Annotated in this window: 13 protein-coding genes; 4 read left to right on the top strand and 9 right to left on the bottom strand. The window is 45.0% G+C overall.

Annotated features, from left to right (window positions below; translation table 11 throughout):
* Positions 1 to 31 precede the first annotated feature (31 nt).
* Positions 32 to 1,384 carry a tRNA lysidine(34) synthetase TilS gene (tilS, locus tag A596_RS04350; RefSeq protein ID WP_235425618.1) on the bottom strand — a complete coding sequence of 451 codons (1,353 nt, stop codon included), beginning with the start codon at positions 1,382 to 1,384 and terminating at the stop codon, positions 32 to 34.
* Between the two features lie 17 nt (positions 1,385 to 1,401).
* On the opposite strand from tilS, the gene A596_RS04345 reads away from it, so the two are divergent.
* Entirely contained in the window at positions 1,402 to 3,273 is a 1,872-nt protein-coding gene (locus A596_RS04345; protein ID WP_039912963.1) for a S9 family peptidase, read from the top strand.
* 80 nt (positions 3,274 to 3,353) lie between these two features.
* On the opposite strand, the gene A596_RS04340 is transcribed toward A596_RS04345, so the two are convergent.
* Both A596_RS04340 and greB read right to left on the bottom strand, forming a co-directional pair.
* Positions 3,354 to 4,259 carry a ChaN family lipoprotein gene (locus A596_RS04340; protein WP_152600095.1) on the bottom strand — a complete coding sequence of 302 codons (906 nt, stop codon included), beginning with the start codon at positions 4,257 to 4,259 and terminating at the stop codon, positions 3,354 to 3,356.
* Positions 4,260 to 4,384: 125 nt separating this feature from the next.
* Positions 4,385 to 4,858: a transcription elongation factor GreB gene (greB, locus tag A596_RS04335; RefSeq protein ID WP_039912905.1), complete on the bottom strand. Its 474-nt coding sequence runs from the start codon at positions 4,856 to 4,858 to the stop codon at positions 4,385 to 4,387.
* Between the two features lie 171 nt (positions 4,859 to 5,029).
* Here greB and A596_RS23715 point away from each other — a divergent pair, with 171 nt between their 5' ends.
* Complete coding sequence (locus A596_RS23715) at positions 5,030 to 5,440, top strand: septal ring lytic transglycosylase RlpA family protein (RefSeq protein WP_039912904.1); 411 nt, start codon at positions 5,030 to 5,032, stop codon at positions 5,438 to 5,440.
* Between the two features lie 280 nt (positions 5,441 to 5,720).
* On the opposite strand, the gene A596_RS04325 is transcribed toward A596_RS23715, so the two are convergent.
* The 4 genes from A596_RS04325 to A596_RS04310 form a co-directional block, all read right to left on the bottom strand.
* Complete coding sequence (locus tag A596_RS04325; RefSeq protein ID WP_084128037.1) at positions 5,721 to 7,235, bottom strand: sensor histidine kinase; 1,515 nt, start codon at positions 7,233 to 7,235, stop codon at positions 5,721 to 5,723.
* Complete coding sequence (locus tag A596_RS04320; protein ID WP_052417224.1) at positions 7,235 to 7,972, bottom strand: response regulator transcription factor; 738 nt, start codon at positions 7,970 to 7,972, stop codon at positions 7,235 to 7,237. The genes A596_RS04325 and A596_RS04320 overlap by 1 nt, the downstream gene beginning before the upstream one ends.
* Before the next feature lie 145 nt (positions 7,973 to 8,117).
* A complete protein-coding gene (locus A596_RS04315) occupies positions 8,118 to 8,942 on the bottom strand; it encodes a spondin domain-containing protein (RefSeq protein WP_052417223.1) in 825 nt (274 codons plus the stop codon).
* A gap of 11 nt (positions 8,943 to 8,953) precedes the next feature.
* Positions 8,954 to 9,667, bottom strand: coding sequence for a spondin domain-containing protein (locus A596_RS04310; protein ID WP_039912903.1), 714 nt, complete (start codon positions 9,665 to 9,667; stop codon positions 8,954 to 8,956).
* A gap of 513 nt (positions 9,668 to 10,180) precedes the next feature.
* Here A596_RS04310 and A596_RS04305 point away from each other — a divergent pair.
* Positions 10,181 to 10,498 (top strand): hypothetical protein, encoded by a 318-nt coding sequence (locus A596_RS04305; RefSeq protein WP_039912902.1) that lies wholly within the window; start codon positions 10,181 to 10,183, stop codon positions 10,496 to 10,498.
* Positions 10,499 to 10,815: 317 nt separating this feature from the next.
* Here A596_RS04305 and A596_RS04300 read toward each other — a convergent pair whose 3' ends face one another.
* A complete protein-coding gene (locus A596_RS04300; protein WP_039912901.1) occupies positions 10,816 to 11,403 on the bottom strand; it encodes a TetR/AcrR family transcriptional regulator in 588 nt (195 codons plus the stop codon).
* A gap of 153 nt (positions 11,404 to 11,556) precedes the next feature.
* Between A596_RS04300 and A596_RS04295 the strand changes: the two genes are divergently transcribed.
* Entirely contained in the window at positions 11,557 to 11,955 is a 399-nt protein-coding gene (locus tag A596_RS04295) for a RidA family protein (RefSeq protein WP_039912900.1), read from the top strand.
* Between the two features lie 304 nt (positions 11,956 to 12,259).
* Here A596_RS04295 and A596_RS04285 read toward each other — a convergent pair whose 3' ends face one another.
* On the bottom strand, positions 12,260 to 12,901 hold the full coding sequence (locus A596_RS04285; protein WP_039912898.1) for a hypothetical protein: 642 nt from the start codon (positions 12,899 to 12,901) through the stop codon (positions 12,260 to 12,262).
* Between the last annotated feature and the right edge of the window lie 132 nt (positions 12,902 to 13,033).

Genomic DNA, 13,033 nt, shown 5'->3' with positions numbered 1-13,033 from the left:
AAATTTCGCCGAAAAGTCAGTGCCATAAATATCAGCGTTGGCACCACACCAATTGCAATGCCGGTTCACCAACCTGCGCCACATAACCGTCGCAAACCCATAAATCGCCGACGGCAACCAGATTTTCTTTACTGTATAGAAGCGGCACCGAATCGCGAAGCCAGGGCTCCAGCTGATATTCCTGCAATAATTTTTTCAATAGTTGCGAGTGCCTGCGCCCCGCCGGTTTACAACGTTCACCCCCGGTGCGATAACGAATATACAAATCCGGTAAATCCGCGCGCAAATATTTTGCCTCGATATTTGCCGCGATGGTTTCTACCAACTGAAGCTCCATTACCGGCAGTTCACCCGGTAATAAAAATAATCGCTCCTGATAAGGCTGTAGCGAATGTTTATTCCAGGTAATTTTTATCGCGGCATCTTCTCGCGCATTCAATAATTGAATTTCCAACTGCTGCCAATGCGCGGTTTCCGGTAATTCGCATTTCAATTGTCGCAACCAGTATCGCAATAAATGTTGCCGGCGCGCGACCGATAAAGATTTCAGCCACACCAAATCAATACTCTGCCCGATCCGTTCAGCGCGTGGAGTAGCGCGAACAAAATCCTGCTGCGCGAATTCATCCAATAAATTTTCCTGTTGAGCACATAATTCGGCGGTTTGCTGCCACTTGCGCATAAAAGCCGGCCAACGATTGTGCAACAACGGCATTACCCGGTTACGCAAAAAATTGCGGTCGTAATGATCGTCCTGATTGCTTTCGTCATCGCTCCACCGCAATTGGTGAGCATGCGCATAAGCTTCAAGATCTGCGCGGGAAAAATGCAACAGCGGGCGAATTAATTTTCCACCACCCATTAATTCACGCTCACTAGCGATGCCAGCCAAACCACGCGGCCCAGTGCCGCGCATCAACCGCAACAACAATGTTTCGGCCTGATCATTACTATGATGTGCAGTGAATAAATAATCATCGCTGCCTACATGGTGTTCAAACACGCGATAACGCGCTTCGCGGGCAGCATCCTCAATTCCTTTGCCGGTATTTTTTACCTGCACTTTTTGCGCAAGAAAGGGGATGTTTAATTCAGCGCACAACCTGGCGCATTGCGCTTGCCATGCATCGGCATTGGGGGAAATCTGGTGATTGATATGCAGAGCACGCAATGCCACAGGCAAATTCAATTGCGCCAACGCATGCAGGAGCACAGTTGAATCCAGGCCACCACTAAAACCAACCCACCACACTGCGGCGGGGGATTTATCGAGCGGCGGCAACCAGGCGCGCAATTGTTCAGGGGTAAAACCGGTATTGGGTTCCGACATAATTTGGCATTGCATTGTGGGATTAAATGCGTAGATTAATGCGGATTCACTCACAAGACAAAGTTCGTTTTATGAATAGCCATCATTACGGCCACTGGCCATCCCCCATTACTACAGAATTACTCACTGCCCAGGGTGTTCGCATCAGTGATCCACAAGCAGTAGGTGATCGACTTTACTGGCTGGAAACCCGCCCGCAAGAAAAAGGGCGCAATGTGCTGGTGTGTGAACATGCGGGTCAACGCGCCGACCTATTCCCGGCCCCCTTAAGCATTCGTACACGCGCACAGGAATATGGCGGCTCGTCTTATCTCGCCACTGAAATGTTTATTTTTTATGTGCAGGATAGCGATCAACGGCTCTATCAATATGAGATTGCAACACAACAAACCAAACCCATTAGCCCTGCGGGTGCTTATCGCTATGCGGATTTTTGCTACGACCAACAACGCCACCGTTTATTAGCCGTGCGTGAAGACTACACGGTAGGTACCCATAGTCCTGCTGCCGATATTATCGCAATTGATTTGTACAACTTCGCCCTGACCACACTCGCACAAAGCGCTGATTTTTATTCGAACCCCCGCATTTCCCCGGATGGAAATCATTTAAGTTATTTGCGCTGGCATCATCCGCAAATGCCGTGGGATGGCACTGAGTGTGTGCTCGCACAATTGGATAACCACGGAAATATTCTGCAGGAACAAATCATTGCCGGGGGCAAAACCGAATCCATTTTCCAACCGCAATGGTCGCCAGACAATCAATTATATTTTATCTCTGACCGCAGCAATTGGTGGAATATTTATCGCTGGAATAGCCACAGTAGCGAGATAATTGTTGCGCTAGACGCGGAATTTGCCACTCCGCAATGGGTGTTCGGCATGAGCACTTACGGTTTTTTAAATGCACAGGAAATTTTTTGTTGCTATAGCCAACGCGGGACCTGGCAAATTGGTGTTATCAATATTGCCGCAAAAAAATTGCAACCCATTGCAACAGAATTTCGCGATATTTCAGCCATCCATTGCAATAATAATCGCGCCTGGTTTCTGGCCGCTAGCGCAATACAAGGTTCACAACTGCAAGGTTACAGCGGGCATGCTATCAATGCAGTCACCGGTAATAGCTCGCCTGTTACACAGGATATTATTGCGCAAGCAGAAGCCATTACCTTTCCCACACGCGATGGTGAATATGCGCACGGATTTTTTTATCGCCCAACCAATGCACAGGTTTCACCGGTGCTCGATTCCCTCCCACCGTTATTGGTGATGTGCCACGGTGGCCCAACCGGCGCAACCGAAACCGGATTGAATTTAAAAATCCAGTTCTGGACCAGCCGTGGTTTTGCAGTGCTGGATGTCAATTATCGGGGAAGCACCGGTTATGGTCGCCAATATCGTGATCGCTTAAAAAATAATTGGGGTGTTACCGATGTAATCGACGCATGCAGTGGCGTAGATTTTTTAATTGCACAAAACCTTGTCGATCAAAATAAAGTGGCTATTCGCGGCTCCAGCGCAGGTGGTTACACCGTATTAGCCGCATTAACCTTCAGCGATGCGTTTAAAGCCGGTGCAAGTTTGTACGGTATTGGTGACCTTGAGGCACTGGCAAAAGATACGCATAAATTTGAAGCGCATTACCTTGATTCACTTGTTGGTGCCTACCCACAAGAACAGGCAACTTATCGCGCTCGCTCGCCAATACATCACATTGAACAATTAAATTGTCCGGTGATTTTTTTACAGGGTTTACAAGATAAAGTGGTACCGCCTGCGCAAGCAGAAGCGATGGTCAATGCATTAACCGCAAAAGGGATTTATACCGAATATGTGGCTTTTGCCGAAGAGGCCCACGGTTTTCGCCAGGCGCAAACAATCCAGCGCGCATTGGAGGCAGAGTTGGCGTTTTATCAAAAAGTATTTGCTGATCGGTAAACTTTTTTCAAATCGCTTTTTAAAACAGTTGCTTGCCCGGAAAAATCCGGGCAAAAACATCACCATTAAAAATTGATGTATTAGGATTTGGATTTGGTAAATGCCGCACAAGGATCTTCACGGGTATGTACTGGCGTAACCCAAATTACATCATATTGTTGCGCAAGGGCCGCCAGTTTTTCCTGGGTAGCCACTTCATCCGATTCTACAAATGCGAGCGACACTAGTGTTTTACCAGCAGCGCGCTGTTGCAAATGCAACGGAAAACCCAAATCCTTGCGCGCATGGAATGCACCCGCGATTAGCGCTGCACCGCGTTTGGTGTGCAGTAAACTGGTGACCATCGCATCATCGCGCGCTAATTGGACTGATAACATATTGCTGGTTTGCGGTTCCTTGATAAATCCGCAATGGGATTCCTCTATATCGCGCAAGAGCGACGCTTTTGCTTCCGGGCTCAACAACACATGCGGCGATGGTTTGTCCCCTTTATACAATGCCTTGATCTCGTCCTGATCTACATTGGCACTACTCAACGGAATGGAATTTTTCACCGCCAATTGCACCAAATCATCATAGTCATTCCATGGCCAGCCATCATCGGGCCATGCCAGTGCTTTTTGCAGTGCTGCCTTATTTTCCGCGAGTGCCGGAGAAAGTGCCGTGAAGTTTTTTTGTTGTTGCGGTGTAATCATTTCCAGGCTTAATTGCGTAAGCCACTGCTGCGCCTGGAGTTGTTGCAGCACCCACAATTGCAACTCATGGTGCTGTGGATTGTCATGGCGCTCGCCGAGCACTACATAATCACTGGCGAGGATATTATTAATTAATTGATCGCGTGAAACTGGCGTTTGGCTGCGCAAATCATATAGAGCACCTTCTTTAATATCCGCGGCCTGAAGCGCTGGCTGTGTTAAAAACTGGCTACACCCCGACAGTATTAGTAATAAAATAATCCACAATCCGGAAACAGTATATTTTCTCATGGCAATCAATCCCAATAATTGAATAAGGCTGGACACAACAATTAGACAAAGCACACAGCAATCAATATGCCATGAACGTTCACTCCAATTAATTCGCGCCCTTCACATAACATTCAATTCGAAAACTATTTTTCATAGTGGATTGAATTAATGTACCAGGTTGTAGTGCCCGCCTCTGTTTTTACATCGGCTTCATCACCCACCTGTTTTTTTAATAATGCACGGGCCATCGGAGCATCGATGGATATGTAGTCTTTGCGATTAAAAATTTCGTCGTAGCCAACAATTCTAAATTTCAAAATTCGGCCATCATCGTCTTCAACTTCAACCCAGGCGCCAAAGAAAACCTTCCCTTCCTGCTCCGGGCGGTATTCCACTACTTTAAGATTCTCCAGGCATTTGCGCAGGTATCGAACACGGCGATCTATTTCCCGGAGGCGCTTTTTATTATATTGATAATCCGCGTTTTCGCTGCGATCCCCCAGGCTTGCCGCCCAGGACACCTTTTTCGTAACATCCGGCCGCTCAACCCTCCACAGCTCATCAAGTTCTTTTCTTAGATCTTCTAACCCTTGTTGTGTTATCAATGGCGTATGCAATCTATTCACCCTTTCTTTTTACACAGAGCGGCGATTATAAACAAAATGATCACGGAGAGGCCGCTTTAGTCAAGTTTTCCAAACCAATTGGATAATATTTCTGCTCGCATTCCGGTGAATTAATTCTTTATCATTCAGTCTTAAGCAACAGATAATAGAGAGGGAAACAATATGAGATTCGTTGTAAAGACACTGGTTGCAATACTTATCTCTGCTTTTATGTGGGGTTGTAGCTCAATGAAACCAGTAGATCCTTCTGCACAATCTACGGCGACCAGGGATCGACCAAGCTATACCGAAACAGGCAAAGCCTCATTCTATGCAAACCTGCATCAAGCGAAGAAAACTGCAAGCGGAGAAATTTACGATCATAAACTAAATACAGCAGCCCATAAGAACTTGCCTTTTGGTACGAAAGTCAGGGTTACTAATTTGGCGAATGGAAAAACGGTTATCGTGAAAATTAATGATCGCGGTCCTTTTATTAGAGGCCGAATCCTTGATCTTTCGAAATCTGCATTTAGCAGCATAGCAAGTGTATCGTCAGGTATCATTGAGGTAAAAATTGAAGTCATTGAATAACGCAAACCACTTCTACCACCAAGGTAAGCGTTAAAAAGTGAAGTGATAGGGGTTTCCAAGCCTATTGATGATCATCACCTCATTAAAGTACAACAGAAAGAGCATGAACAACGCTAATACGAAAATCTGTTGGATGGAGCATGATAAATAAAAAATTTCCAATAATTAGGCTTATATAAATCACTTGCCTTAACAGTGCGGCATTAAGTAAGAACTCCGAATTATTGTTTACCATTTCGCTATTCTCTTGAAGTTGTTATGCCTTATCGACTGGAGAAAATTATGCTGCTGCTTTTTTAGTTGACATTTGCATCGGCAATAGAAATTCAAAGCGAGTTCCCTCCTGGGGAATCGACTCCACCCGGATTACACTACCGTGTAATTCTAATATTCGTTTTACGATCGCTAATCCCAATCCCGTGCTTTGCTCGTGATAGCCGGTTGGATTTTGTGCGCGATAATACCGTTCAAAAATGCGGGGAATATCTTCTGCAGCCAAGCCAATACCGGTATCTTGCACACCAACCTCCACACAGTGTGGTTTTTGTGTAAGGGTAATTTCTACATGACCATTTTCTGGGGTGTAGCGCAGGGCATTATCAATAAGATTTTCCAGGACTCGCTCAATCAGGGCAATATCAGCATTGACCATATATAATTGATCGGTGTACGCAGCCCTCAAGCTGATATTTTTTTGTTGTGCGTGCAGAGAATATTTTTGAACCACATCTTGCAACAACTCCGCTAGCGAAAAATTTTCGAATTGTGGTACTTCCCGGCCCGCATCCAATTTACTTAATTCAAATAGCTCTTTCACCAGCCGGGTCATGCGGCGACAGTGTTTGAATGCAATATCCATAAAATGTTGGTGATCCTCCGCGGTAATAGCCGGGCGAGTCAGCATTTCCAGATACCCTTGCATGGAGGACAGTGGCGTGCGCAAATCATGAGATACATTGGAAATAAGTTCGCGCCGTAAACGGTCCGTTTCTTCCAGTTTTTGCATTTGCTCATGGATGCGATTGCGCATGGCAATGAATGCAGAGCGCAGATAAGCTATTTCATCGCTGATTGGAGTTACAGTTACAGGTTTTTCCAATGTGTGGGGTTGAAGTTCCTGTTGTTGGAAATTATCCATTTGTTGTGCCAATTTGCGTAAAGGATTAGTGAGCACAGCAAAAATTAATAACGCACTAACGATTGCAAATAATAAAATTACTACAAGCCCGGCGAAACTTTGTTTTAAAATATAACTACCGCGCAGTGTAGCGCTAAGACTTTGTACATTTTGCCCCCCCAGAATCACATAGAGATAACCCGCAAGTTTGTTATCGTCAATCACTGGCCAGACTGAAAAAATCTGCTCCCCGTGCTGTACGCGAGGGTTCTCTCCCAAAACAGGAAAAGGATTTTTTTTCGCCAACACATCCTGTAGCGGTTGAAGAGAGACATACGTGCGCAACACTGTATCGGCAGGTAAAGTGTGTGAGAGCACCTTGCCTGTCTCATCCAGCAAATACACTTCAACGATGGGATTTACCGTCATTACCAATGTCGCCAATTCAACCATAGCGGCTTGATTGACAATGTTATTGTGGATAAGTGGTGCACGCTGGACAATATACATTGCCAGGCTTTGATTAAGGTTTTGGGTTACCTCTTCGTAATAGCGATTGTTACTCCAATTGGCAAGTGCTAAAAAGGCAAGCCCCAGCAGCAAAAACAGCCCCACAAACGCCAGCGCCAAACGCACATACAATTTAGAAAACAGGCCTGGCTTTAAACGATTCATCATTAGTTGTTCTCACAGAATTTATAACCAACGCCCCATACCGTTAATAAATATTCCGGCGCAGATGGATTTCGCTCAATTTTGCCGCGCAAGCGATTGATATGGCTGTTTACTGTGTGCTCATATCCTTCGTGTCCGTATCCCCAAACCTTATCCAATAATTCAGCACGATTGAAAACACGTCCAGGGTTGTTGGCAAAAAACCATAACAAATCAAATTCGCGGGCAGTGGTTTCAATATCAATATCGTTTAATAACGTTCGACGTTGCAATTTATCCAGGCTGAGTTGGTTAATGGTAATTTGCGTAGGCTCTTGTGCATCTATGTGCTGTGCGCGCGCTGCGCGCCTCAGCAATGCGCGTACGCGCGCCGCCAACTCGAGTGAGCTAAATGGTTTGGTGAGATAATCATCAGCCCCCAATTCCAAACCTAATACACGATCCAGTTCGGTGGAACGAGCGGTTAACATCATTAGTGGATATTCAAATCCTTTGCTGCGCAGCGTGCGGCAAATTTCCAATCCGTCCATACCTGGCAATCTGAGATCCAGAATGATCAAATCCCACTGTTCACTTAATGCTTTTTGAAGACCAATGTCCCCGCGTCCAACCCATTCGATATCGGCATGAAAATCCTGCAAATAAAGTTTAATCAAATTGCCAAGGTCCGCTTCGTCTTCAATAATCAGGAATCGATGACGTGACGATGGGTATAACGCAGCAACATTGGTTTTTGACATATGTAACTTCTCCGATTTTTATGCGGCGTATCGTTTTTATTAAGAGCAAATGCGAAATCAATAAGTATGCAATTTGCAAGGTTTAACAGCCGTTAAAAAACGCAAAAAATCTGAAGTTATCAAATATAACTTCAGAAAATTCCGCTTAAGGTGTTAGACGAGTAATGACGATTCTTGCAACCGGGTTATCCCAGCGGTGCATTTGCGTGAGCGTTGAATCCATCTTGCCATCGTCTCGGGTAACTACTCCCGGGTGCATAGTGACATGATTAACCATGTCATCCCGTGCAGCGAAGCTTTCGCCCCCACCTGCTGGCCCCGGTATTGTAGCTTGAGACTCGCTATTCATTTCCGTGCCTGCGTCATAACTCATTGCATTTATTGTCAGGCTCTCACCCACAGCAAGCTCACCAATGGCAATACTGTTAACGCCACTGAAACCATCATTAGTGTTAGCCAACATACTCACCACACTAAAACGCAGTTGGTTGATGTTCGCCATTTCGCTATTCAAGTTTACGCTTAACATTTTGGTTTCACCGGGGAGGGTTAACCCGGCAGCATGATCAGCCAGTACAACATCAGGATTAGCCATTGCCGCTGCTAAAAAATCATCGTTTGCACCGGACTCGGCTATTTTTTCCAGGCCAATCGTCGCAGGCATTCCGATAGTAAATGGACTGAACCCCGAATAATGAAAACTGTAGGTCAGTGGTGAAAAAGGTTGCCCTGCGGTGAGGTTGGTCACTGTTATCGAATATTTTAATTCGGTCGTAGCGGCCATACTCGAATTAGCCATTTGACTGCTAACGGTTGCAATACTACTCATCATTGCCGTATTACTGCTGGCAGCCATCATGCTACTTATTGCCATCGAACTGGACGATTTAGTGTGTGATGTTGAATGACTTCCACCACAGCCACCAAGCACGAGAGCAATACAAATGAGGCTGGATAATTGATGCTTCATCGTAACGCTCCTTATTGAACCGTGATAGTCACACGAGCCACCGGGTTCAACCAACGTTGACTCGATGCATTTATATCGCTCATGCCGCCCGTCAAATTGTGATCTCCCAATACCCCGCGATGAATATGCACAAAACCTTCAGCCGTTGCGCCGATTCCCGCACCACCTGTACCGACAAGTGCATCCAGTGGCGGCGGAACCGGCATACCTGCCATACCCACTGCACCGCTACCCCGAATCTCATTATTAGCTTCAGTACCAGCATCATAGGCATTCAAAAGATAGGTATAGATACCTGGCGTAGTAGGTAGCGTGAGGTTGTTCAAAGTTACAAAACCATCATTGGTTGGCACCATCATGGCGACAATCGATAGCTGGGTATTCGCAGCAGCCGGGTTTGCGAGGTGTGCAATAGTAGATTTCCCTGGCATTAATAATCCCGCGGCTGGATTAACAACATTAGTTGCGCCTACTGCCATCAAATCAGCCTCAAGGCCACTAATATCACCGCCTTCCGCCATTTTTTGCAGGCTTATTGAAGCAGGCATGCCACTAGTAAAAAGCGTTATTCCTACTGGATGCGCTGAAACAAGCAGTGGGGCGAAGTAGGTGCCATGGGTGAGGTTTTCTATTTTTACACTGTAGTCAGCAGCAAATACCTGGGTAGCCATCAGCAACGGAAGTGCAGAGAGTGAAATCAAACCAGCGATAAGATTTTTTTTCATAATATGATTCCTGTGAAGTTATTAGCACAGGCAGAATGCGCGAAACGTTATGCGCAATCATCACGAAATTATCACGAAAGCATGCTGATTCTGTTCACTGGCATCTGTTTCACTCACATGATTCTCCGAATATAAAACGTTCTTGTTTCATACTCCCTCTTCGTTCTTTTTGCTGCCCCTTTAACTGAAATTAAACCAATGTCATCACTAACGCCTGTAAGAACGATGTTCATTATTTCATCGAATTGACAGCACCAACCGCTTCCACTACTCTGCCCCCGCAGCGAAAAAAACGCTGTCGGGATTGCAACCCCCGGTAATTCTCAACAGGCACACGACACTTCTGGTGTTTTGTGTCCTCGTACAGCTACGCCTGTGTTATGGCGGCTGGATGAGGCCGCCTTCGGGCGGGCCGGTGTTGTTGAGGCCGGTGGTTGCAACCTTGTCCAGTCGCCTCCATGAGTTGCAACCTCATGGAGGTGGGATACCTTACCTCAACACAGAGACACTATTATGGATAATGTTACTCCTCCCTCCGCTTCACCTTCCGTTTGCATTATTAAACTCGATCAAATCCAATACGCGTATTACAAAAAATCCCGCCTTGAAATTCATTCGCCCGCCGGCGAAGCGATCACTGTACTTTGCAAACCATGGCCAGTCATAACGGATGAAGATGCGATTTACCAACTGTATTGCCAAACGCATGTGTTGGAAAAATTGTTTTATGAAGTTAATGAGCGCGTGAAATTACCGCAATGGGCACTCAACAGTATTGCGCGGGTGATTGACAGGATTGATTTGCATATTAGGGAACAGTTATCGATGTAGATTTTTGGTTGGGTCGGGGTTCGCAATCCAAGTCCTGCGAGTCCCGGCTTTTCATCGGCAATGTTACGAATACATTGCCTCCCATGTTTTTTGAGAAAAAATCTTTTTGCCCGATTGGATCAGTACTTTGTTATACCTCACTAGTATTTTCATCATTTAAAATCGTCTGAGACGAATGCCGCTACGTGGAAAATAAACAGGATCTCATCCTCTCTATTCTCATTAAGAGTGAATACTATTTTTTTATCCTTATTAAGCTAGCCGATGTTGAAACTTTTTTTGTTAATTGGAAAATTCAAGTTGCCAGTTGTTTCACTTTATGGCTTGGTGATTTTCAACCCATCGACCATCCACAGAAACGCTTCAATCGCTTTATCAACGACGTCCTCGGGAGTGTCACTAGCAGCGATCCATAATGCAGCATTCAATGCTGCCCCATTTAATAAGCGCGCTGCCGCTTCGGTATTTACAGGATTGACCGTACCTTCCTCAATCAATTTGTCGAGCGTACGAATTGTCATCTGGAGACAATTATTTTGACTCGGCCATTGGGATGGATCGCCAAGAACTGCTGGACCATCGAGCAAAACTATTCGTTGCACTTCCGGGTTGAGGGCCATTTTCACGTAAGCGACTCCTTCGGCGATTAACCCGTCCCATAAGCTCGCCGCTTCACTTGCCACTGCATGGGCGTGAGATGCCATCTCCGTATCTATTTGATCCACCACTGCCTGTAGTAACCCTTTCTTGTCACCAAAGGTGTGATAGAGAGCACCACGAGTGAGACCTACAGATGCGGTAATGTCATCCATTGAAACCGCAGCGTAACCCTTTTCAGCAAAGGCTCTACGTGCCGCCTGGATGAGCTTGCGGCGCGTATCTTCGACTTTCTCAGCTCGTTTCATACAACCAGCCCTCCGGAATTCATCTATTTACATACGAAACGTATGTATTTATTATTTACATACGCGCCGTATGTTAAATGGATCGATCCGTTAACTCAACATTTGCTTAGTCCATAGGGCTGGCTATCAGTCACTTTTATAGAGGAATCAACAATGAACCAGCGTCAGGCAATTTTTCCGGCAGAGCGGCATGCGCTCTATGAGCAACACCGTTACTCAGCCGCAATACAATCCGGCGACTTACTTTTTATCTCCGGGCAGGTTGGAAGTCGAATAGATGGCACACCCGAACCGGATTTTGCGCGCCAGGTGCAACTGGCCTTCGATAATTTAAACAATGTTTTAAAAGCAGCGGGTTGCACATTTCAGGATGTGGTAGATGTGACCAGTTTTCATACCGATCCCGAAAAACAATTTGAAACTTTCATGGCGGTAAGAGAGAAAAACATCGGTGAAGCACCGTACCCAAACTGGACCGCCATCGGCGTCAACTGGTTGGCCGGTTTCGATGTTGAAATCAAGGTGATTGCACGTTTGCCGCAAGCAAAATAAAAAATCGACTGCGTCGAGGGATTGATGCAGATCAGATCGCGACTAGTACAATTGATAATGAGTTTGTCATCTGATCCTATTCGTTGCCAATCAACCCTTGGCCCCCATTAAAGACCAGATCTAGCAATACAGCTCTCATGTTGGATCGCGGCAAATCGTTAATATCAATGTCATAAGGCGCTTGATTTAAGCGATTTTCCAATTGATTCTGATAGGTCTCCTGCGTTGTTTCTAAGAGATCTGAAGCTTGTTGTTGATTCAAATTCAAATTATTTGCAGCAGTCCGGAACTCTTGATTCGACATTCAAATAACGCAACTTAAATTTAAGTTTTTTAACTCTCCTTTTATAGTAAAAATAAGATGTTTCTTATTACCTTCACTATTTTTCTCAGCAAGAAGATGAATATCTCCCTTAAAAACTATTGGCCTAATTAAGTTATAACCAACAAAATTCTCTTCAATTTCATCACCATAATTTGATGTAATATTAAATTTTTCTAAAATCAATGGGAAATACCCATCTTTGTGTCTTGGGCTGATTTTCTTATCCATTAAAAATTTTTTTAATTCAATCCTATTTGCATAAAGATCCCCTCGATTTGAATAAACATACACAGCTAAATAGAAGTTTCCTTGACCTTTCTGAATCCAATCAGTAGCAATAAGATCATCTACACCATCGTTGGAAATGTCATAAGCATTCACCCGCAGATAGTAATCATTCGGATTGTTTTTTAGTCGACTCCCGCCAACAAATTGTTTCTTCTCAAGATTTCCATTAGGCGCAAATTTTTCGTAGTTATAAGATACAAGCTCTAGTTCCTTTTTAAGCTCCACACAGAACGGTGCATTTACATCTAAAATCCTCTGTTTGATATTGTCCTCATTTGAGGCCACCGCAGAACTCGACAAAAACATAACAATAAGCAAATTTACTAATTTCATAAAGCACCTATTTTCTCAAAGAAAAACCGACTACGCTTGTAGTATATTTTTCAAGATTTTTGGACTTCCCAGGCTTCGCTAGACACTTTCAAGCCTCTGAAAATACGCCTCTTCATATTTAGCGGGAGATAA

Source organism: Cellvibrio mixtus subsp. mixtus J3-8, from assembly GCF_000766945.1.
GTDB classification, from domain to species: domain Bacteria; phylum Pseudomonadota; class Gammaproteobacteria; order Pseudomonadales; family Cellvibrionaceae; genus Cellvibrio; species Cellvibrio mixtus_A.
The sequence above is the reverse complement of the archived record's forward strand: the minus strand, read 5'-3'. Positions and strand labels throughout refer to the sequence as shown.